Below are 21,311 nucleotides of genomic sequence, written 5' to 3' on the forward strand. Positions count from 1 at the left end.
TACGGCAGGCGTCGTAAGCCCGGCGCCCGCCGTTCGTAGCATCATCGGTCACCGGGCTTACGCCGCCTGCCTCCGCGGTCGGGGTTAGCTCGAACGTTAGGCCCCACAGCCGAAAGTCACGGAACTCACTATGCCTCTAGATCCTGAGCACACCTATGTGCATCTTGCAGAGAACGGGCAAGGCACAGAGACGCCCGGTGGTGCTGCCTTCTGGCAACTTCCACCTGCCGAGATGGCGCGCTTCGATCAAGGCTGGTTGGTGAGCGAGTTCGTTTGCTCTGAAGACTGGAGCAACTGGGAAATGCATCCGCATGGAGACGAGTTTGTGTACTTGCTCAGCGGAGACGTCGAGCTCATCCTTGAGCTGCCGGAAGGTCTGCAAACCGAAAGAATCACCGGTCGCGGCGCGAGGCTTGTTCCGCGCGGTGTCTGGCACACAGCAAAGGTCTTCGCACCAAGCCGCATGTTCTTCATCACTCGTGGCGAAGGCACTCAACACAGGGCAACGAGTGGGGCCTAACCCCTCGCTCAGCCCCCGACCCGCTACGGCAGGCGTCATAAGCCCGGCGCCCGACGTTCGCAGCATCATCGGTCACCGGGCTTACGCCGCCTGCCTCCGCGGTCGGGGTTAGCTCGAACGTTAGGCCGCAAAGACACGCTCTATGGGCTACGACCTCCACATCTCGCGAAAAGAGTTCTGGTCAGATACTGAAGGACCAGCAATATCGCTCGATGAATGGATTGCGTTCGCTAGTAGTTCACCCTTAGTTGAACCCGACCCCGAGAATCCAGGACCAACCAACTGGATCATGAGTCAGCATCCGAAGAGGTGGCCGATCTGGTGGTGGGACGTCGGCGGGCTCCATACAAAGAACCCTGACCCGCAAGCAGTTGCGATCCTCGTTGAGATCGCCGCAGCCTTGTCCGCACGCGTCACGGGTGACGACGACGAGATCTACGGTGTTGACCCCGCCGATCCGTGCGTGTGCCTCAGGCGTTAGCTTTGGCGCAGACAGACCGTGTCCTACCCGTAGAGCGGCACCATTGCGGCCTAACCCCTCGCTCAGCCCCCGACCCGCTACGGCAGGCCGTCTTGCCCGCGCGGCGCGCTGGTTTATGCTGCACCACGCGGGCAAGCCGTCCTGCCTCCGCGGTCGGGGTTAGCTCGAACGTTAGGCGTCGCAGCCCCCCTCATCGCCGTCCTGAATCCCTACCCCACAGACCCGTTGCTGTCAAGCTAGTGGTCTGCTATCCTCGCCCAGTTCTGTGACCCGTCACGCCAGTACTCGCGCAGCGGGCGCCTCAAGAAAGCACATCAGATGCCGAAAAGGGAAGAGGAGACGAAGCCCAAGACTGCCAAGTCCCCGGGCGCTTCGTATGGTTTTTGGGGCTTCGCGCGTGACTTCTCCAGTGGTGTCTTTTCGCTGCTCAACTCCGGCAAGGTCTTCCCTGCTTTCGGCTTGCTCCTGCTCGTCCTCATGGGACTCATCGCCTGGAGGGTCCCGGATACTGAACTCGCTGGCCTCATCCGCGAGTTCTTCCAGCTTCTTCGCTCGTCGTTCGGATTCGCGATGGGCGCTCTGATAGTCACGAATGTTGGATGGCTGTGGCTGATCCGCCGTCAGCGCGAGATCTATCAGTCGGAAATCACGCGGCTGTCCGACCTTCGGTCCAAGCTGCTCTTGGGTGATAAGTCGAGTGACTTCACGCCAATCAAGGAACTCCACACCAGCAACGGCACTCAACGCGAGTCGTACGTTATGCCGGACTCTGTAACCCCGTCCAAGAGAAAGAAGTGACCATGGAAATGATCATGAGCCTCTTCGTTGGCGGCTTTCTTTGCTACGTGCTGTTTCTACAGATTGATGAGTACAACAAGCTCATCATTACTAAGTTCAAGTTTCGTTTCTTCGCGCTGCGCGACAGGCTGGCATTGCTTGTCGTCTACAAGGGTCTGGCGGAGGACTCTTGGGAATACAAGGAAACCGTCAAAGCACTCAACTTCCATATCAGTTCCACCGAAAAGCTGTCGCTGATGCGACTAATTGAAGTGTTCAGTGACTACCACACTTCTCCAGAAGAGGAGAGGAAGGTGGAGCGGTACAGCAGGAAGGTTGATCGAGAGGACGTCAGAGAAGTCTTGACGGACTTTTTCATGACTACCCACAGCTTGATCCGACGAAACAGTAGAGCGCAAATCGCTTGCATTCTTTTCCTTTCGGGCGCGATTCGTATGTTCCACAAGGAACCTTCAGCCGAGTTGAAAGAGGCGGTTCCGAATCCGGCCCACGCCTTGAATGCACTGCAATCACATTCGAATGCAATGCATCTCGCGCACGCGAGTTGAGCGCCGAAACGGCGACGCCTAACCCCTCGCTCAAGCGGAGCACCAACGGCAGGCCACCAGGCCCGCGAGGCTCCATTGGTTAATCTTCCGCCTCGCGGGCCTGGCGTCATTCCGCCGGTGCCCGCTTAGCTCGAACGTTAGGCCTCACAAGCCGAAACGCAAATACGGCGCCATCACCGCGCCTCGGCGGCACTTCAGCGCTCGGGCGGCCGCTCAAAACATCCGCCCAAACGCCCGCAAAGCTTCGCGTTCCTGCACGCGAGCAGCTGCAGCGCTCGGGCAGCACTGCAGCACACCAAGCAGCGGCCAGGAGGCCGCAATAAGCGAACTCCCCTGCTCTTCGGCCACGTCCGTGCGAGCGGATTGAAGCCACAACGCTCACGCGGCTCCAGAGCCCGCGCACCGCACCTGCGCCACGAGCGGCCTCGAGTCGGCTCGCCACTACTCGTGCAACTCGTGTGAGGCCTAACCCCTCGCTCAGCGCCGACCCGCTACGGCGGGCCAGCTTGCCCGTGCGGCGCCTTGGTTTATGCTGCACCGCACGGGCAAGCCGTCCCACCTCCGCGGTCGGCGTTAGCTCGAACGTTAGGCCGCACAAGCGAATGGTCCGCGCACTCTTCGTCTGCTCTCAGAATCGACTCCGCAGTCCAACAGCCGAAGACATCTTCGGCAAGTGGCAAGGCGTCGAAGCGGCCTCCGCAGGTACAGATGAGAAGGCAGGCTCACCCCTTGATGCTGAAGCAATCGAGTGGGCCGAGATCATCTTTGTCATGGAGCGCGCCCACCGGAACAGGGTCACCAAGAGGTTCGGACATCAAGTCCGAAACAAGCGCCTAGTGGTTCTGGACATCCCCGACGAGTACGAGTTCATGGATCCCGCGCTCATCAGAGTCCTGGAACGCGAGGTCGGGCCATACCTTGTACGCCTCGGTGGCACACCGCCGCCATAGCCGAGAGTGGCTCGTAGAACATGCTTTCGGCATCACCTTCTCTCTCGGTCCAGGCCGGCTGCGGCACGGTGCGGCCTAACCCCTCGTTCAACCCCCGACCCGCTACGGCAAGGCTTGCAAGGCCGGTCCGCGCCACAGGTACCATCGTCGCAGCCCGGCCTTACAAGCCTTGCCTCCACGGTCGGGGTTAACTCGAACGTTAGGCAGCACGAGCAAAGCTGTTTGTGCGCCCCTACCTCGCTTGCGGCGTCCGCCGCCAATACACGCGCTCCGGGTCGCTTTTCGCGGCCTCTTCGGCCTGCACCAACGCGCGCCTGGGCTCCTCTCGGCTGCCCGTCATCGCAGCCCGTCTAAGGCCGGGCTGCTCTGGGCATGCTGCGGCGCGCAGCAACCTCCAGCCACGGTCCCAGCCGGCGCTAAGGCGCCGGGGAACGGAGGTCACTCGCCCCAAAGCATTTGCATCTACCTCAGCGTGCTGCCCAACCCTTCGCTCAGCACCGACCCGCTACGGCAGGCCAGCTTGCCCGTGCAGCGCCTTGGTTTATGCTGCGCCGCACGGGCAAGCCGTCCCGCCTCCGCGGTCGGTGTTAGCTCAAACGTTAGGCCTCACGAATACAACCCTTGACACGCATCGCATTACTTGCCATCCGCCTCTACCAGCGGTGGATCTCTCCGATCAAAGGCTTCTCCTGCGCCTACCGCGTTCATACAGGCCGCAGCGGCTGTTCCGAGTTGGGCTACAGAGCTATCCGTAGGTACGGCCTGCTCGGCGGCACAGATGTTCTCAACGTAAGGCTGGCCCTCTGTTCCGACTGCCACGCCGAACGGAAGGCCATATCGTCCAAGAGAAGAGCACAGCTTGGCTCATGCGATCCTCCATGCGACATACCCTGCGACGGCAAGGACGCTCGTTGCCTTGACGGGCTCTGCGACTGTCTGGACTGTGTGGACTGCGACTGGAAGAAGAAGACAAATGACCGTCCAACCCGCCAGCAACGTCAAGACCACCGTCAACGAGTCCGCGAGCAGCGAACCCGAGAGAAGCAACGTGAGGCCTAACCCCTCGCTCAGCCCCCGACCCGCTACGGCAGGCCACGCCCGCCGCGAAGTGGGCTTGTTTATGCTCCACTTCGCGGCGGGCGCGTCCCGCCTCCGCGGTCGGGGTTAGCTCGAACGTTAGGCGTCACAGAACACCCGTGTCGACTATCCTCACCAACACAAACTACATCGGGAGCCTCAGGTGACCTTCAAGACAATCGACTTCGGCCGGACTTCAGGTGAAGCCGAAGCCGCCGAAGTGCCCCACCTTGTCGCGGATGGCTACGTTGATGACGGACTCTTAGAACCATTTCTGAGCCACAGGAAGTGGCTGCTGCTTGCGCGAAAGGGCGCGGGTAAGTCGATTCTGGGCGAGAAAATAAAGCAGGTCGCTACTGACACGAAGAAGGCATCCGCCGTCAGCCTCATTCACTTGGCAGACTTTCCGTACAAGACTTTCGCTCAGTTGATGCCATCAACAGTTGAGACAGCATCTAGGTACCCGGCGTCGTGGTCGTGGCTGCTCTGCCTACAGATCATTGACGCATTGAGCACACATCCCGGCTCAACCAAGTCGCTGAACTTCGATACGAACGGTGCAATAGCACAGCTGAAAACGTTCGGCCTGCTTCCGACCGCCGACATTCAGCAACTGGTAGTGCGCTCATCCAAGGCTGGATTCAAGGCTCAGATTCCCGCCATTCTAGAATTTTTCGGAGAATCCTCAGCAGGAGGAATGCCGCCCGATTTGGCATTTCTGAACCTAGTAGCGAGTCTCAAGAAGCTCATAGGAAACTACCACTTCCACGGAACACAATACTTAGTCATCGATGGCTTGGACGATGTACTAACAAAGGCGGCAATTCAATACGAGACTCTATCAGCCTTGATCTTCGAGACTGCAAGGCTAAATGCGCATTTTCGAGTCAGTAAGATCCCTGTATGGATTATCGTACTTTGTCGGACAGACATTTACGAAGTGCTTCCCGGCGCCAACAAGAATAAGATTCGACAGGACTCATCCCTTGAGATTGACTGGTACCCACCTTCTGGCGACGTCGAGCAGTCGAAACTCCTAACTCTAATCAATCTCAGGGCCAAGCTTTCTGTCGGCAAGGAGATTGATGTCATCACTGAGTATCTTCCCAAGTCTATGGACCACGGGGTGCCAACCAAGAAGTACCTCACTGATTTGACTCGGCACACTCCAAGAGACTTCATTGCCCTACTGACTCAAATTCAAAAGGCATCAGTCGCTGATGCACCAACCAAGACTGAAGTCTTGAATGGAGTGAAGCTCTACTCCGAAAAGTACTTTCTGCCAGAGATCAAGGATGAACTTGTGGGCTATGTGACAGCAAGAGAGCTTGAGATATTCCTGAACAGCGTCGGGGAAATTCACGAACGTCGATTTAACATGCAACGACTTGAGGCAGTCGCAATACCGCTTGGCTTACCCAAAGCAAAAATCGACGTTTTGATGCATGCACTCTTCTCCGCTAGCGCAATTGGACTAACGTGGCGCGATCGCGCCACCAGGCAGGACTGGTTCGAATTCAAGTTCCGGAATCCTAATGCCACGTTTAACCCCTCCCGAACAGTAGTCCTACACAAAGGCCTCTGGAAGGCACTCAATCTCCACTAAGCGCAGTGACGCCTAACCCCTCGCTCAAGCGGAGCGCCAACGGCAGGCCACCAGGCCCGGTCTGGCGGTGCGCGGTGCATTTTCGCCAGCCCGGGCCTGGCGTCCTGCCGTCGTCGCCCACTTAGCTCGAACGTTAGGCCGCAAGTCAGTAACCTTGTCTTCGACGAAAGGAACACCATGACGCAGTCGCAATTCCGAAATCTCGTCCTTGTCACATTCGCCCTTTGCTGGACCAGCGCGCTAGTTGACTTCCTGTTCCCGAGCCTCCTGACCGATGAGCTCCTTCGGGCCAAAAACTCCCTCAACCAGCAATGGACCGGGACGAGTGCCGTCGCCTTTATGCTTTTGTCGCTGACTTCAACTGTTCTTATGACGGCTGCCATGTACGGGCTTTGGAGCTTTAAGACTTGGGGACCTAAGCTCGCCCTCTTCGCCACGGTCTTACCGCTGCTTGTCGTCATGCAATATGGTGGTCTGGTGCAGTCTGGGGTCGCGTACTCTCTTCATGCCGCATCATGGCTTACTTGGGGTGCTTCTCTGTTAATCCCCTTCTTGAGCCCATACAGCACTTGGTTCAAAACGGCCCAGCCAACTCCGGCAATTGCGGCCTAACCCCTCGCTCAGCCCCCGACCCACTACGGCAGGCGTCGTAAGCCCGGCGCCCGCCGTTCGTAGCATCATCGGTCACCGGGCTTACGCCACCTGCCTCCGCGGTCGGGGTTAGCTCGAACGTTAGGCGGCACCAAAACCCAGTTTCTTCAGCTCAGCTAGCTTCTCAATGCACTTACGCCTACCGCTTCTGCCTCTTGTCGCCTGCGTCCTCGTGCTGCAGGGCTGTGCGTACCCGAAAGTGGTCAAGTACTACGACGAAGAGTGCCAAATCATGGCCAAGCGCATGGAACTGGACGTCACCAACGTCCGAGTAGCTCAGTCGTGCGAAAACGACTCGTGCCTTCTGAGCCTTGCTACTGGTCTTGCCTTCTCCGCAACCAGCATCGTCATCTCGGGCTCAGTCGTCCAGGTTGGGAACGCGCTCTACTGGAAGGAGCGCAACCGCAAGTGCAAGCGAGGAGAGCCCTACGCACCGGGGGACTCGCCAGCGCCCTCACCTGCAGCCAGTTCTGCTGCCTGAGTCAATCGCTCATCACGCCAGGTGAGGAGAGTGCCGCCTAACCCCTCGCTCAGCCCCCGACCCACTACGGCAGGCCGTCTTGCCCGCGCGGTGCGCTGGTTTATGCTGCACCGCACGGGCAAGCCGTCCTGCCTCCGCGGTCGGGGTTAGCTCGAACGTTAGGCAGCACGAGCAACGCCGTCGGCTCGCCACCACCTCGCTTGCGGCGTCCGCCGCAAAGTCACGCGCTCCGGATGGTTCTTCGCAGCTTCTTCGGCCTGCACCACCCCGTGCCTGGGCTCCTCTCTGCTGCCCGTCATCGCGGGCCGTCTAAGGCCGGCCCGCTCTGGCAATGCCGCGGCGCTCATCAACTTCTTGCCCCTATCCCAGCCGGCGCTAAGGCGCCGGGGAACGGAGGTCACTTGCCCCAAACCTTTGGCATCTACCTCAGCGTGCCGCCTAACCCTTCGCTCAGCCGCGACCCCACACGGCAAGGCGCTTGGGCGTCGTGCTGCGCTGGTTTATGCTGCACCACGCCGCCCAAGCGCCTTGCCGCGCGGGTCGCGGTTAGCTCAAACGTTAGGCAGCACCAAAACATCCCGCGCCTGCTTCACCAGCGCTTCGGAAAGTCTTCATGCCGCACGAAGTCACAGCCATCTTCGAGAGCTATCGTGACGCCTTCAATGCCCTGGACGGGAGAGCAGTGGCTGAGCTGTATGCAGAGCCGTCTGGCATCGCGCAGGACGGCGTCTATACGCACTGGAGTAGCAGGGCGTCAGTCGAACAGAACATGACCGCCCTGTGTCAGCTGTACCAAAAGCGCGGCTTTGTGCGAGCCACCTTTGAGCCTGGGCAGTTCTTGGACCAAGGACCCAACCACGCAGTCGCCGACCTCTTGTGGCGCATCGAATGGACTGGCGAGCAAGCGCCTTGGCAGTTCAACACGAGCTACAACCTACTCCGAACGGGTGACGGTTGGCGAGTTCTGCTGTGCACGGCGTACACGGAAGCCGCTCTCTTCAGCCCCACGAAACACAGTGCTGCCTAACCCCTCGCTCAGCACCGACCCGCTACGGCAGGCCAGCTTGCCCGTGCAGCGCCTCGGTTTATGCTGCGCCGCACGGGCAAGCCGTCCCGCCTCCGCGGTCGGTGTTAGCTCGAACGTTAGGCCGCATAGGGGACCGGTTCTCGGCTCGCTAGGCAAACGTATTCGACGGCCTTTCAAGCACCGTCTCGCACGCTCTCTGCACCGCAACTCATGGCGAACAGGCGAACTCGTACTTCAAAGCCCACAGCAGCTGCTCTTCGTCCAACAACTGCGACGGTCACGTTGCGCTGGCTCGCCCGCTTAGTCGGCGCCCTTGTGTGCTTCGGCCCACCTGTTCTGCTGCTTCTTGGGTTCGTGCCAGCACTCGAGGGGCCCACACGGGCTGCAGGCTGGGGCCTTCAAGCAATGCTGCAGGAGTGGTGGGGTAAGTCCTTGGTTGCAACCGTATGGCTCAGCTTGGGCTGGCTAGGGTATCGGGCGTTATCTCGCTCCGGCAAGAGTGCGGCCTAACCCCTCGCTCAGCCCCCGACCCACTACGGCAGGCCGTCTTGCCCGCGCGGCGCGCTGGTTTATGCTGCACCACGCGGGCAAGCCGTCCCGCCTCCGCGGTCGGGGTTAGCTCGAACGTTAGGCCGCACAGGGACACACCATGGTCGTCGGCTACTCTGGAACCCCTCTGCCCAAGAAGCTGGGCATCAAGGCGCACATGCGAGTCGCAGTCATCGACTCGCCAAGTTCCTACCTCGACATCCTCGGTGAGGAGGTTCTTGGTGTGTCGTTCAGCCAGGCACCGACCAAGAACTCGGACATGGTTCATGTCTTTTGCACCGAGCGTGCGGCCTTGGAGAAGCACCTCAAGAAGCTACGCGCACTCCTTGCGCCCAGTGCTTCCGTTTGGGTGTCATGGCCAAAGAAGTCTTCCAAGGTCAGCACTGACATCACTGAAGACACGATTCGCGAGCTTGCGCTTCCTTTGGGGTTCGTCGATGTCAAGGTCTGCGCTGTCTCAGAGGTTTGGTCTGGCCTCAAACTGGTCGTCCGCAAAGAGCTGCGCCCTGCGGGTGCGGCCTAACCCCTCGCTCAACGCCGACCCACTACGGCGGCCGTGCTTGCCCGCGCGGCCGCCTTTGATCATCATCGGCCGCACGGGCAAGCCCAGCCGCCTCCGCGGTCGGCGTTACCTCGAACGTTAGGCGGCACGAATTCCCATACTAAGTGCAACACTCAGCTGCGTGCGCCTCGTTCGGCGTACTGAACCCGAGAATCTTTCTCGGCCGGTTGTTGAGCTCTCGCTCGATCTCGTTGCATCTCCTCTGAGTCAGCTCCTTGAAGCAGCTGCCCTTGGGCAGGTACTGCCTGATCAGCCCGTTCGTGTTCTCGTTCGTGCCCCTCTCTTGCCGCTCATCCTCCCTCGTAGATCCTTCACCCGGTAGCCCTTGCGGTACCGGTGCGCCAGCTGCCTCGTCCTCAGCCAGCTCGTCCCGCCCAAGGCCTTGTCCCTGGCCAGCCACCGGTAGATCGTGCTCGTCCCGATCCTCAGCCCCGCTTCCTTGCGCAGCCGCCCGCTGATCTGCTCCGGGCTCCACCTTCTTCCCAGCAGCCGGTGCACCTGCACCCTCTCCTCTGGCTTGAACCGGCTGCCTCGCCGGCTTCGCCGGCGCCTGGCCCTGGCGTAGCTGTCGGCCTTCTCCACCCGGTACCGGCCGTCGCTCTTGTCCGCGTTGCGCTTGAGCTCACGACTGATCGTCGACGCACTCCTGCACAGCGCCTTCGCAATCTCCCGAAGGCTCATACCCGTCGACTTGTGCTCCACGATCAGGTACCGTTCCCTCGTGGTGAGTTGGTGATATCCCACTGCAGACCCTTCCTGCCCGAAGAGAAGCAGCAAGTCTCCAACTCACCGCCTTCTTCTTGAAGGTGTTGCACTTGATCTGAAAATCCGCCCCTCATATGAATCCCGAAGTAGCACTCCAACGCGTCGGATCGTTCATCGTTCAGTTCCAGCAACTTGAAGCTCAGGTCAATGAGATCATCGTTCTCTTGGCTGGAGGGAACGAAGAGGTCACGCGCATTCTGATTAACGAGCTTGAGTTCTCAAAGAGGCTGAAGACGGCAGATGTTCTACATGGGTACTTCTTCAGCCTAAGGGGCAGGGAACACACCACCTTTCGCTCAGATTTTCATACACTCGCCACAAATCTGGAAAGAATCAGCCAGCGTCGGAATGAATTAGTGCATTCGTCGTATCACTATTGGATCACACACGAGAAGAAGCTTGGCCTGATTAGAAAGAACTCACGACTCCGTGGTGCAAAGGGCATCTTGGAACAAGTTGAAGAGGAGCTTTTGCCCGAGTCGTTCGAACAGGATCTTGAAAAGGTCAACGACTTGAGCATTCAACTTGAGCAGTGCCGCCAAGATCTAACTTCCATCATCTATGCTGACGACCCGAATGAGGCCTAACCCCTCGTTGCACCCCGGACCCGCTACGGCAGGCGTTGTAAGCCCGGTCCGTGCCAGCGGTAGCATCGTCACGCACCGGGCTTACAACACCTGCCTTCGCGGCCCGGGTGAACTCGAACGTTAGGCGGCACCAGAAGCCATCCTTGCGACTCCACTGGACCGGACTGAAGATGGCATTCAACGACTTCGAGACCTCAATCAACCAGAACGCTCTTGACTGGTTCATGGAGCAGCGGCGTCCTCCAGAACACATCCGACCGCAACTTGATCTTTCCTACGAGATCAGCGGTCACACCATTGATCTGTTCCATGTGTGCCCCGACCGGAAGGACAAATCGAAGCTTCGGCACGAACCTGTAGCTAGGATCAAGTTTGTTCGTACCGAGGAACACTGGCGCCTTTACTGGATGCGCGGAGACTTGAAGTGGTACGCCTACGACCCTGTCCATCTACACAGCACGCTGCAGTCAGCTCTCAAAGTAGTGAACGCAGATGAACTGTGTTGCTTCTTCGGGTAGCACCCAAAGTGCCGCCTAACCCCTCGCTCAGCCCCCGACCCGCTACGGCAGGCGCCGTAAGCCCGGCGCCCGCCGTTCGTAGCATCATCGGTCACCGGGCTTACGCCACCTGCCTTCGCGGTCGGGGTTAGCTCGAACGTTAGGCGTCACAACCCACAGCCCCTCGCTTGCCGCCAGTCACTGCACCCAGTTGATCCATCGAAGTTCTCTTGAGCTCAAGACAGATCCCTACCACTTCAGCTTCAGTCCGTCCATATGCTTGATGGTCTGCTGCTCGCACTCGCAGGCTTGGCTATCGGAGCAAGCAGCGGACTCGCTGTGCGGTACCAACGCAAAAATCGTGGGGACGAACGCTTTCACCTCGGTAGCTGGATCGCGTTTGCTGTCAACTTCGTTGTGGTGGTCGCCATCGGACGAGCAGTGAATCCAATCGTCCAGTCGGAACAGCTGAACGGCTGGTGGTTCGTTCCCGCAATATCACTAGGGCTGGTTGCGGTTGCTGCCCTAGGGTTCGGCAAAGTCGCCGTTGGCACATCAACTCCACGGGGGGCCGAGTGACGCCTAACCCCTCGCTCAGCCCCCGACCCGCTACGGCAGGCCGGCTTGCCCGCGCGGCGCCCTGGTTTATGCTGCACCGCGCGGGCAGGCCGTCCTGCCTCCGCGGTCGGGGTTAGCTCGAACGTTAGGCAGCACGAGCAAAGTTGTTCGCGCACCCCCACCTCGCTTGCGGCGTCCGCCGCCAAGACGCGTGCTCCGGGTGGTTCTTCGCGGCTTCTTCGGCCTACACCACCGCGCACCGGGGCTTCTCTCCTCCGCCCGTCATCACGGCCCGTCTAAGGTCGGACCGCTCTGGAAGTGCCGCGGAGCTCATCCACCTCTGGCCCCTTTCTCAGCCGGCGCTAAGGCGCCAGGGAACGGAAGTCACTAGCCCCAAACCCTGGGCATCCACCTTGGCGTGCTGCCTAACCCTTCGCTCAGCCGCGACCCCACACGGCAAGCCGCTTGGGCGTCGTGGCACGCTGGTTTATGCTGCACCACGCCGCCCAAGCGCCTTACCGCGCGGGTCGCGGTTAGCTCAAACGTTAGGCCTCATGAATACATACCTCGCAACACTCATTGCGCTTGCCGCTGCCGTCTCATGCGCCGCCCATGCCGAAGGCTGCAGTGAAGCTGACAAACAGCTCTCAAAGCGGCAGTTCGCGACGTGGAACGACTCGTATGCGTACTTTGTCCGCTACAAGGGCGGCTGCTCGGACGCGGCGCTCGGTGAGGCCCTGAGCTCACAGCACACCCAGCTTCTGGATAGGACCGCGCCGAAACTCGGCACACTCAAACGATTGGTTGCCCAGAATCCTGCTTATCTGAACTGGCTGCTTCTAGGGGTCTTCTACAAACCGGAAGAGACCGAGGTGAACGCAAAAAACACAGCTTGCCGCCTCCTGAAGCGCCTCAACTCTTGTGTGCCGGCCGAGAAGGAACTCTGTGCCCAGCTAGCCACTCGAGTCGGGCCGTCGCTAGAGTACGTCCAAGGTTGCTCCACCTAAGCAATGCAGCATGAGGCCTAACCCCTCGCTCAGCCCCCGACCCGCTACGGCAGGCCAGCTTGCCCGTGCGGCGCGCTGGTTTATGCTGCACCGCACGGGCAAGCCGTCCTGCCTCCGCGGTCGGGGTTAGCTCGAACGTTAGGCCGCACAGCCAAGCCAGTCAGTGAGCGGAACGCTTTAGCTGTAGCGCGTCCACCAGGCTTGGTCCACCGCTCGAAGCGCCTCTCTTCCAGCCCGCGACTCGCGTTAGCCGCGCACAGCGCGGCGCGGGCGCAAGGCGCCCGGTCAACGCCGGGGCATGCACCTCCGCCTCGGTCAAGAACCTCGTGCAGGCCAACAGGGGCAGACAGTCCCAGTTCGCAGCGTCCTCGCTTTCAGAAGATCAGTCAGTCAAGATGCGCTGCGCGCGCAACGCGTCCGCACTCGAAGTACGCCTTCACCCGCGCCGCGCTCGCCTGCCTTGTCTTTCCATCAAGGCGGCCATCAGCACAGCCAGCACGGTGCAAACAAAGTGCGGCCTAACCCTTCGCTCAGCCGCGACCCCACACGGCAAGCCGCTTGGGCGTCGTGGTGCGCTGGTTTATGCTGCACCACGCCGCCCAAGCGCCTTGCCGCGCGGGTCGCGGTTAGCTCAAACGTTAGGCATCAGAGTTCAATCCTATGCGCGCGTTATTCCTTCTTCTCGTTCTGTCGCTTTCTTCTACGCTCCAGGCGCAGACCAAAGAGCCGCGCTCCGTTGCGGCTGAAGCGCTGCACATGGCCATTTCATTGCCGGAGCGAGAGATGAGTGACTGCGCAAAGGCACATCCGCAACAGTCTCAGCGTTTTGTGGAGAGCGCGGCTCAGTCGCGCACAAAACTTCAAGCTGCGCTTGAAGGCCTGCGGTCGAAGCGTAAACAGGATCTCGATCTGACGGTTCCAGAGGTACTCGTGGTCGGCCGAGAAATGATGGCAGCATTGATGGCAACAGAAACATCGCGATTGACATTGGAAATTTGTAATCGCACGGCAGACGAGATCGCGAAGGTCACTAATCAGGAAGCTAGCGAACTGATGAATCAGCTGGTAACTACGCTGCTGAGTGGCATTGCTGCTCACCAGCAGGGTATGGCCCGCGCCCAACGCTGATGCCTAACCCCTCGCTCAGCCCCCGACCCGCTACGGCAGGCCACGCCCGCCGCGAAGCGGGCTTGTTTATGCTCCACTCCGCGGCGGGCGCGTCCTGCCTCCGCGGTCGGGGTTAGCTCGAACGTTAGGCCGCAGAAAACATGCCCCGTCGCATCCGCAAGCAAGTACACGAACTCTCTGTCGCTGATCTTGAGGCGCACCCGTGTTGGGTGTACGTCAGCGATGAGGAAGGAAGAGCGGGTCAAGACGAGTGCACTGTCGGGCCTCTGAAGCTCCAAGACCTGCTTGCCGAGACAGGACCGACTATCGTGCAGGCAGCCTTCATGTTTCCCAATGGGCGCCTTCGTTCTGGACTGATCACACTCAATGCCGGAGACACTCTTTCCGGTCACCAGCCGGTCGTCTTCCTTGAGGATGGGCCTGTGTTCTTCTACAACGGCGCCATGGAGCCCACGTCCGCGGTCCTGAAGTCGTTTCTTCGCCCGTTGCGAAAGGTTTGCTCCGAACCCTTCCCCATCTCTTACGTCACTACCCTCCACACAAAGGGCGGTGCGCCACTCGCCTCAGGGCAATTGCATGGTCTCTACTGGCTCGCCAACTGGCGTACGGGCAGGCTGCGGGCTGCGGCCTAACCCCTCGTTCAACCCTGACCCGCTACGGCAGGCGCTGTAAGGCCGGGCTGCGCCAGTGTGTACCATCGTCGCAGCCCGGCCTTACAGCGCCTGCCTCCGCGGTCAGGGTTAACTCGAACGTTAGGCCTCTCAGACACACACTCCTTCACTGAAATGTCGTTTTTGCGGGGTCGAGCCGCACCAAGGCCCTATAGACGCCCCATGGCACCTGTTATCAAATACCAGCGCTGGCCCATAGAGTTCGTCAGAAACAAACGTCAACCGAACACAAGGAAACTCGATTGAAGTCAATACTAACCCTATCTACCGCTGCTTTGTTTATCACACTAGCAGGATGCGGAACAAGGCCACCCAAAGTCTACGAAGATTGGGTCATCCCTGCCGTTGGAAAAGTTGCAATTCGGTCGATCGGCGACATTCTAATAGAACAGGGCTACAGCGAAATCGGGACGGAAATTGAGTTCGCGGAGGATGTCACCGTCGGAAAAGTAAAGCTCCCGCGGGGGAAATACCATTACAACACGGAGAACTCCACTGGCACGTGGTTCTACAAAGGGGACTACTACTTCTACGTCGACAAGACGAACAACCAAATCTGCATCGATGGAAAGGACTGCGTGAAGCATGACTTCAGCATGGGTCGCGGTCCTATTCCAGACACAGCGAAGGCGGACAGCCTGCAACAGACACTGCTATACAACGGGAAGATTGGGAATCGGATAACTCTTGCTTATCGAGAGCTTCAGAATAACATGGCGCGGCCGGCCTTCAACAATACCGTTGAATATGACCTATCCGAATCCAACGTCATTGGATACAAAGGAGCTCGGATAGAAGTAATCAAGGCAACGAATACAGAAATAACTTATCGAATCATCTCCGGATTCCAAAAGTAGACGCCACCGCTACAGCGAGGCCTAACCCCTCGCTCAGCCCCCGACCCGCTACGGCAGGCCACGCCCGCCGCGAAGCGGGCTTGTTTATGCTCCACTTCGCGGCGGGCGCGTCCTGCCTCCGCGGTCGGGGTTAGCTCGAACGTTAGGCCTCACATCAACACATGAATCCCCTGATCGAGGGAGCCATCGGTGGAGCACTCATCGGCCTGGCGCTGCTGCCGATCATCTACTTGTCAATCCGCGGACGCGGCGAGAACACCGAGGATCATGCGAAGCTAACCGCTCTGTCGGGACGTGGCATAAATCTAGAGCGTGCGCGCAGAGTGCAGTTCGTGCTGTTCGTGCGAACTGAAGCCTCGGCAGATTACCTCTCATCGAGGCTTACCACTGAAGGCTACTCCGTGCAATGCGAGCCCGGAGAGATTGAGATCTACTACAAACGCGATGAACCTGCCTCGCTCGAGGAAGGTCGCTTCCTGGTCGCCTGCAAGGTCGTTGTACTCTACGGAAACACCTTGGGTCGCATCCGCACGCGACTATCCGCACTAGCAGCGCAAGAGAACGGCTACTACCTTGGCTGGCAAGCTCAGGATCTTTCGCCGTGAGCAGAATGCAGTGAGGCCTAACCCCTCGCTCAGCCCCCGACCCGCTACGGCAGGCCGTCTTGCCCGCGCGGTGCGCTGGTTTATGCTGCACCGCACGGGCAAGCCGTCCTGCCTCCGCGGTCGGGGTTAGCTCGAACGTTAGGCGGCAGAAACGAGGCGTTTGGTTTCGTTGCCAGGTCAGCGCCTTCGGCGTGAGCTGAACAGCCACAAAGCGCGGCTGAGGCCGCGCACTGAAGCCCGACTTACTGGATTCTCGCCCCTCAAAAGGTCAATGCCTGTGCGCTTCGCGGGTCGCCGGCCAAGACTCCTGTGCAGGTCAATCAGTCAGTTGAGCCGCCACCGTCCGAGCACTTTTGCTTCGGCATGCGCTTCTGCGGCGGCAGAAAGCACTACGCGCCGAGACAGCTCGCGTCTGCAAAATCATACGCAAGCGGCCTCCAGCTCCGGCGCCAGCCCTGTGCCTGCCCAGCAAGAAAACACGCGTCTGCTGGCCAGCCGCATTTGCTTCGGCGCTCTCGTATCCGGAGTCACCTCTTCGCTCGTCGCGCTGCCGCCTACCGCTGTCACACCTGCAAGGCAAAGGGCACTTACAACCCAACCAGTCCAACCGCCAAATCCGGTGATGCCTAACCCCTCGCTCAGCCCCCGACCCGCTACGGCAGGCCGTCTTGCCCGCGCGGCGCGCTGGTTTATGCTGCACCGCACGGGCAAGCCGTCCTGCCGTATCGGTCGGGGTTAGCTCGAACGTTAGGCCGCATGAAAGAACCTTTCCGCGCTACCAAACTTACTGCACTCCTCAGCGGAGTAGTACTCAGCATTGGCATGCCAGCCTTCCAGGCCGCAGGACAGTTCATCGGACTATCCGAACAAACTCAAGGCCTGGTCTACGTTCTCGTTCTAGCAGTCTTGTTTTTCGTGCCGGTACTCGTCTTTGTGGTTGGCGCAGAGCACCTTGCCATCGGCTCTCGGGAGATGCACAAGCGCACCTACTGGGCATCACTCAAGCAAGTCGGCGTGCGTAGCATCTTCTGGCTTTTGGGCGGCGCACTTGGCTTTGCCTTCCTCTCAGCCTCAAGTGCCATCGCCGCACAGCGATGCACCTAGGTTCTCAAATGCCCACCAAAACGCGCTGCAGCACAGACTCACTTCGTCAAGCAAAGGCTTGCTGTCGCGCCTCCACACTCAAGCATGCGGCCTAACCCCTCGCTCAGCCCCCGACCCACTACGGCAGGCGTCGTAAGCCCGGCGCCCGCCGTTCGTAGCATCATCGGTCACCGGGCTCACGCCACCTGCCTCCGCGGTCGGGGTTAGCTCGAACGTTAGGCCTCGGAATACGCCTTCCCAAACAAACCGCCCACCCGACTTTGATGCACATCGAGTACGTAACCATTAGTAGGGTCATCAGTTTGAGAAGAACCGAGCAGTCAAGGTACACGCGGAAGCAGACGGTGTTTGGTTTTGAAGCTGGCAAGCTAAAGAAGCCCTATGTAACCGTCGCAGGGTGGCCACGTATTGAGGTTGGCGACAGCTTGGCTGTAGCCTTGAAGAGTGCGGGAGATTGGCAGTCTGTCCTTGGATGGAGGAATCTAACCACAGGCGAACTGTCGTGCAGCGATCCCGTGGACAGACTTCAAGGAGTAATACTCTCCGTGGGCATGGCTGTGTACTTCGGCTACTCACTCGTCGACTCAGATCCGGACTACTTGTTCTGGGCCCCGTTCTTGACGCTAGTCGGAATCTGGCTGTCGGGCATGTCGACACACGGAATGATTCGCGCATTCAAAACTAGGGCAGCACTCAGAGCCCTTCCTCTGCCGTCCGCTGCTGACGCGAAGTTCCCACCGAATGCAGAATCCGAGGCCTAACCCCTCGCTCAGCCCCCGACCCGCTACGGCAGGCCGTCTTGCCCACGCGGCGCACTGGTTTATGCTGCACCGCGCGGGCAAGCCGCCCCGCCTCCGCGGTCGGGGTTAGCTCGAACGTTAGGCGTCGCTCCGCCCCAAGCCACTCCATCTTTTTTTGGCATTTGAAGGTAGTCACGAATGAAGGCCGAACTCCGACGACTGCTCCTCGGCACTGGGAGCCTGATGTTGATTCTCTTCCTTGCGGTGGGCTGTGCTTCCATACCGCCGCAGGGGCAGTCAGTTCAAGGGGCTTGGCGCCTAGTCAGCTGGGAAACGGTCTTTAAGGATGGGACAGTAACTCATCCATATGGCAAGACGCCTACTGGATTCATCATCTACGAGCCCAGCGGATGGATGTCTGTACAGGTCGTTCGCGACCCCATGCCACCTGTCCCTGCTTCGGGACACTCTCTTATTGGCGCTACTCTCGAGGAGAAGTCGGCCGCGTACTCTGCCTACTATGCTTATTGGGGCAGATACTCCATCGACGCAAGCAAAAGCAAAGTCAGCCATGTTCTCACAGCAAGTCTCCTTCCCCACGAAGTCGGAAGAACTTACGAGCGCACTTTCAGCATTGAGGGGGACCGACTCCTTCTCACTACTCCTCCGTACAGGAGCGGCGGCAAGGAAGCGTTCAATCGCCTAACGTGGCAACGCCTTCCCTCAGAGTTACGGCCATAAACGACGCCTAACCCCTCGCTCAGCCCCCGACCCGCTACGGCAGGCGTTGTAAGCCCGGTCCGTGCCAGCGGTAGCATCATCACGAACCGGGCTTACAACACCTGCCTCCGCGGTCGGGGTTAGCTCGAACGTTAGGCCTCACAATTCAGTCCTCACTATCGGGAGTCCACAATGCAAGCCAAGTCGTTTGTTATCGGTCTACTCATGGGCCTGACCTCCGCACTCGCTTCCGCCCAGGAGCCCGGCATCTTGCTCAGCATGACGGTTGAGAAGAACGACCAAGTCATCGCGAAGCCCCGACTCCTGACGAAGTCAGATTCGACAGCGTCGATGCAACGAGACCAGGACCTCAGGATTGAAGTGACCCCGACCGACAAGGAAGGGATGGTTCACATCGCGATGAAGGTGTACGCAGCAGGAACCGACGGACTGAAGGTAATCGCAACACCTCGACTGATCACCAAGCGCGACGTACCGAGCACCATTGAGTTTCAGGCGCCTGGCGAGCCTCGCTACAAGATCTCCTTTGTCGCTTCTAGTCATGTACTTGGCACGCCTCTGCCTGCAACACAGTGAGGCCTAACCCCTCGCTCAACCACCGACCCACTACGGCAGGCCGTCTTGCCCGCGCGGCGCGCTGGTTAATGCTGCACCACGCGGGCAAGCCGTCCCGCCTCCGCGGTCGGGGTTAGCTCGAACGTTAGGCCGCACAGGCCAAGACCGTGCAAATCCTCCGCCCCGAAATGCAAAGCTTCTTGATATGAGCGAACTGACCGGCTTCGACCTGCTCCGCAGACGCGAGCATCTCGAAAGCACCGCGGCCTCTCTGCTCGGAAGAATGCTATTTGAGTACTCTCGGCTCGATATGGCTGCCGGTCTCTGCGCCGTCTGGGTCGACGAAGGGCGTCTGCTGAAGGAACTCACGCCCAGGGTGCAAGCAATGTCCTTCCACAAGAAGTTGGAGTTCATAGACGCAGCGGTGGACCGGAACATCAAGAAGAGCAAGCCTTCGTACAGGAACTACAAGCTCTGGCTAAATCGCGCCAACACGGTCAGAGTCGTCCGAAACGAACTTGTCCACGGTCGTTGGGGGGTTGAAGCCGCAAGTGAACATGTCGTCAACGTCATCGGCTTGCCTACGTCCGAAGACCAGCGCGAGGTCCGGTACAGGCTTGAAGACCTAGAGGCGATCCTCGCGGAACTCAAGGACTTGCAGATCGTGCTGTACAAGCTGCGCGAACAGCGACCTCTCTAGTGCGGCCTAACCCCTCGCTCAGCCCCCGACCCGCTACGGCAGGCGTCGTAAGCCCGGCGCCCGACGTTCGTAGCATCATCGGTCACCGGGCTTACGCCACCTGCCTCCGCGGTCGGGGTTAGCTCGAACGTTAGGCAGCACGAATTCCCATACTAAGTGCAACACTCAGCTGCGTGCGCCTCGTTCGGCGTACTGAACCCGAGAATCTTTCTCGGCCGGTTGTTGAGCTCTCGCTCGATCTCGTTGCATCTCCTCTGAGTCAGCTCCTTGAAGCAGCTGCCCTTGGGCAGGTACTGCCTGATCAGCCCGTTCGTGTTCTCGTTCGTGCCCCTCTCCCATGAGTGGTACGGCTGCGCGAAGTACACCCGTATCCCCAGCTTCGCCTCCAACTCCCTGAACCCGTGGAACTCCGTCCCGTTGTCCAGCGTCAGGCTCTTCATCTCTAGCCTTCCCGCCCCGGCCTCTCTGATCAGCGCCTTGTTCACCTGCGCCGCCTGCCTGGCCTGCAGCTTCAGGATCCGTACCTTCCGGGTCTTCCTGTCCACCAGCGTCAGTACGCAGTGCCGCCCGTCACGGCCCATCACCGTGTCGCCTTCGAGGTGCCCCACCTCGCTTCTGTCGGTTGCAGCCTCGGGCCTCTCACTCAGCGGCCTCTTGCCGCTCATCCTCCCTCGTAAATCCTTCACCCGGTAGCCCTTGCGGTACCGGTGCGCCAGCTGCCTCGTCCTCAGCCAGCTCGTCCCGCCCAAGGCCTTGTCCCTGGCCAGCCACCGGTAGATCGTGCTCGTCCCGATCCTCAGCCCCGCTTCCTTGCGCAGCCGCCCGCTGATCTGCTCCGGGCTCCACCTTCTTCCCAGCAGCCGGTGCACCTGCACCCTCTCCTCTGGCTTGAACCGGCTGCCTCGCCGGCTTCGCCGGCGCCTGGCCCTGGCGTAGCTGTCGGCCTTCTCTACCCGGTACCGGCCGTCGCTCTTGTCCGCGTTGCGCTTGAGCTCACGACTGATCGTCGACGCACTCCTGCACAGCGCCTTCGCAATCTCCCGAAGGCTCATACCCGTCGACTTGTGCTCCACGATCAGGTACCGTTCCCTCGTGGTGAGTTGGTGATAGATCGAACGTTAGGCCGCATGAAGCAAATCCTTTGTGCCACCAAAGTCTCTGCACTCGCCAGCGGCGCTGTCCTCGGAGTCGTCATACCCCCACTCGAGACGGTCGATCAAGTCACAGGACTGCCCAAAAGGCGCAAGATCTCACCTTCGTCTCAGGGCTGGCTTTACTGTTCCTTGGCCCCTTACTGGTGTTCGTTATGGGCACCGAACTCCTCAGCCTCAGGTCAACAGAAATGCTCAATTGCACGTACTGGTCATCGCTGGGGCACATAGCGGCTCGCGCATTCTTCCGGCTCTAGGGCGGCGGCCTTGGCTTTGCACTGTTCGCAGCTGCGCACGGTCTTTTTTCATGGCTGACCCGCACCAAGCACTCACAGCCTGCCACTCCTGCTTCCCGCCATCTAGAGTTCCAAGGCAAGGCTTGGCTTTCTCCTTCT

The 21,311-nt window shown here is 59.8% G+C and carries 22 protein-coding genes and 1 pseudogene; 20 read left to right on the forward strand and 3 right to left on the reverse strand.

Annotated features, from left to right (window positions below; translation table 11 throughout):
* Positions 1-130: 130 nt before the first annotated feature.
* The 9 genes from EOE66_RS04605 (at position 131) to EOE66_RS04645 (ending at position 9,211) form a co-directional block, all read left to right on the forward strand.
* A complete protein-coding gene (locus EOE66_RS04605) occupies positions 131-520 on the forward strand; it encodes a cupin domain-containing protein (RefSeq protein WP_128227522.1) in 390 nt (129 codons plus the stop codon).
* 799 nt (positions 521-1,319) lie between these two features.
* Complete coding sequence (locus EOE66_RS04610; RefSeq protein ID WP_128227523.1) at positions 1,320-1,799, forward strand: hypothetical protein; 480 nt, start codon at positions 1,320-1,322, stop codon at positions 1,797-1,799.
* A gap of 2 nt (positions 1,800-1,801) precedes the next feature.
* On the forward strand, positions 1,802-2,347 hold the full coding sequence (locus tag EOE66_RS04615) for a hypothetical protein (RefSeq protein ID WP_128227524.1): 546 nt from the start codon (positions 1,802-1,804) through the stop codon (positions 2,345-2,347).
* A 602-nt stretch (positions 2,348-2,949) separates the two neighbouring features.
* Positions 2,950-3,297 carry a low molecular weight protein tyrosine phosphatase family protein gene (locus tag EOE66_RS04620; RefSeq protein WP_128227525.1) on the forward strand — a complete coding sequence of 116 codons (348 nt, stop codon included), beginning with the start codon at positions 2,950-2,952 and terminating at the stop codon, positions 3,295-3,297.
* A gap of 621 nt (positions 3,298-3,918) precedes the next feature.
* Positions 3,919-4,356 (forward strand): membrane protein insertion efficiency factor YidD, encoded by a 438-nt coding sequence (yidD, locus tag EOE66_RS22435; protein ID WP_164884999.1) that lies wholly within the window; start codon positions 3,919-3,921, stop codon positions 4,354-4,356.
* Positions 4,357-4,537: 181 nt separating this feature from the next.
* Entirely contained in the window at positions 4,538-5,980 is a 1,443-nt protein-coding gene (locus EOE66_RS04630) for a P-loop ATPase, Sll1717 family (protein WP_128227526.1), read from the forward strand.
* A gap of 177 nt (positions 5,981-6,157) precedes the next feature.
* Entirely contained in the window at positions 6,158-6,592 is a 435-nt protein-coding gene (locus EOE66_RS04635) for a hypothetical protein (protein ID WP_128227527.1), read from the forward strand.
* A 1,133-nt stretch (positions 6,593-7,725) separates the two neighbouring features.
* Entirely contained in the window at positions 7,726-8,139 is a 414-nt protein-coding gene (locus tag EOE66_RS22520; RefSeq protein ID WP_128227528.1) for a DUF6841 family protein, read from the forward strand.
* Between the two features lie 649 nt (positions 8,140-8,788).
* Positions 8,789-9,211, forward strand: a complete 423-nt coding sequence (locus EOE66_RS04645; protein ID WP_128227529.1) for a DUF3052 family protein — start codon at positions 8,789-8,791, stop codon at positions 9,209-9,211.
* A 139-nt stretch (positions 9,212-9,350) separates the two neighbouring features.
* Here the strand turns inward: EOE66_RS04645 and EOE66_RS22505 are convergent.
* Together EOE66_RS22505 and EOE66_RS04650 are read right to left on the reverse strand one after the other, a co-directional pair.
* Positions 9,351-9,533 (reverse strand): annotated as a pseudogene (locus EOE66_RS22505) (transposase); the annotation flags it as partial.
* Positions 9,500-9,931 (reverse strand): helix-turn-helix domain-containing protein, encoded by a 432-nt coding sequence (locus tag EOE66_RS04650; protein ID WP_441347002.1) that lies wholly within the window; start codon positions 9,929-9,931, stop codon positions 9,500-9,502. The pseudogene EOE66_RS22505 and the gene EOE66_RS04650, both read right to left, overlap by 34 nt.
* Positions 9,932-10,089: 158 nt before the next feature.
* Between EOE66_RS04650 and EOE66_RS04655 the strand changes: the two genes are divergently transcribed.
* From EOE66_RS04655 to EOE66_RS04705, 11 genes are all read left to right on the forward strand, one after another.
* Positions 10,090-10,602 carry a hypothetical protein gene (locus EOE66_RS04655; RefSeq protein WP_128227530.1) on the forward strand — a complete coding sequence of 171 codons (513 nt, stop codon included), beginning with the start codon at positions 10,090-10,092 and terminating at the stop codon, positions 10,600-10,602.
* Between the two features lie 170 nt (positions 10,603-10,772).
* A complete protein-coding gene (locus EOE66_RS04660; protein WP_128227531.1) occupies positions 10,773-11,120 on the forward strand; it encodes a DUF3024 domain-containing protein in 348 nt (115 codons plus the stop codon).
* A gap of 1,091 nt (positions 11,121-12,211) precedes the next feature.
* Positions 12,212-12,664, forward strand: coding sequence for a hypothetical protein (locus tag EOE66_RS04665; RefSeq protein WP_128227532.1), 453 nt, complete (start codon positions 12,212-12,214; stop codon positions 12,662-12,664).
* Between the two features lie 660 nt (positions 12,665-13,324).
* A complete protein-coding gene (locus EOE66_RS04670; RefSeq protein ID WP_164885000.1) occupies positions 13,325-13,792 on the forward strand; it encodes a hypothetical protein in 468 nt (155 codons plus the stop codon).
* Between the two features lie 913 nt (positions 13,793-14,705).
* Positions 14,706-15,320: a hypothetical protein gene (locus EOE66_RS04675; protein WP_128227534.1), complete on the forward strand. Its 615-nt coding sequence runs from the start codon at positions 14,706-14,708 to the stop codon at positions 15,318-15,320.
* A 161-nt stretch (positions 15,321-15,481) separates the two neighbouring features.
* Positions 15,482-15,925, forward strand: a complete 444-nt coding sequence (locus EOE66_RS04680; RefSeq protein ID WP_128227535.1) for a ribonuclease E inhibitor RraB — start codon at positions 15,482-15,484, stop codon at positions 15,923-15,925.
* A gap of 756 nt (positions 15,926-16,681) precedes the next feature.
* Positions 16,682-17,029, forward strand: a complete 348-nt coding sequence (locus tag EOE66_RS04685) for a hypothetical protein (protein WP_128227536.1) — start codon at positions 16,682-16,684, stop codon at positions 17,027-17,029.
* 263 nt (positions 17,030-17,292) lie between these two features.
* Complete coding sequence (locus tag EOE66_RS04690) at positions 17,293-17,790, forward strand: hypothetical protein (protein WP_128227537.1); 498 nt, start codon at positions 17,293-17,295, stop codon at positions 17,788-17,790.
* Between the two features lie 222 nt (positions 17,791-18,012).
* Positions 18,013-18,510, forward strand: a complete 498-nt coding sequence (locus tag EOE66_RS22440; RefSeq protein WP_375137464.1) for a lipocalin-like domain-containing protein — start codon at positions 18,013-18,015, stop codon at positions 18,508-18,510.
* A gap of 171 nt (positions 18,511-18,681) precedes the next feature.
* The gene (locus EOE66_RS04700; protein WP_128227539.1) at positions 18,682-19,086 is read left to right on the forward strand and encodes a hypothetical protein; all 405 of its coding nucleotides are present in this window, start codon (positions 18,682-18,684) and stop codon (positions 19,084-19,086) included.
* A 184-nt stretch (positions 19,087-19,270) separates the two neighbouring features.
* Positions 19,271-19,765 carry a hypothetical protein gene (locus EOE66_RS04705; protein WP_128227540.1) on the forward strand — a complete coding sequence of 165 codons (495 nt, stop codon included), beginning with the start codon at positions 19,271-19,273 and terminating at the stop codon, positions 19,763-19,765.
* Positions 19,766-19,917: 152 nt separating this feature from the next.
* On the opposite strand, the gene EOE66_RS04710 is transcribed toward EOE66_RS04705, so the two are convergent.
* Positions 19,918-20,877, reverse strand: coding sequence for an IS30 family transposase (locus EOE66_RS04710; protein WP_128227541.1), 960 nt, complete (start codon positions 20,875-20,877; stop codon positions 19,918-19,920).
* Positions 20,878-21,311 lie beyond the last annotated feature (434 nt).

Source organism: Rubrivivax rivuli, from assembly GCF_004016505.1.
GTDB lineage: Bacteria > Pseudomonadota > Gammaproteobacteria > Burkholderiales > Burkholderiaceae_C > Rubrivivax > Rubrivivax rivuli.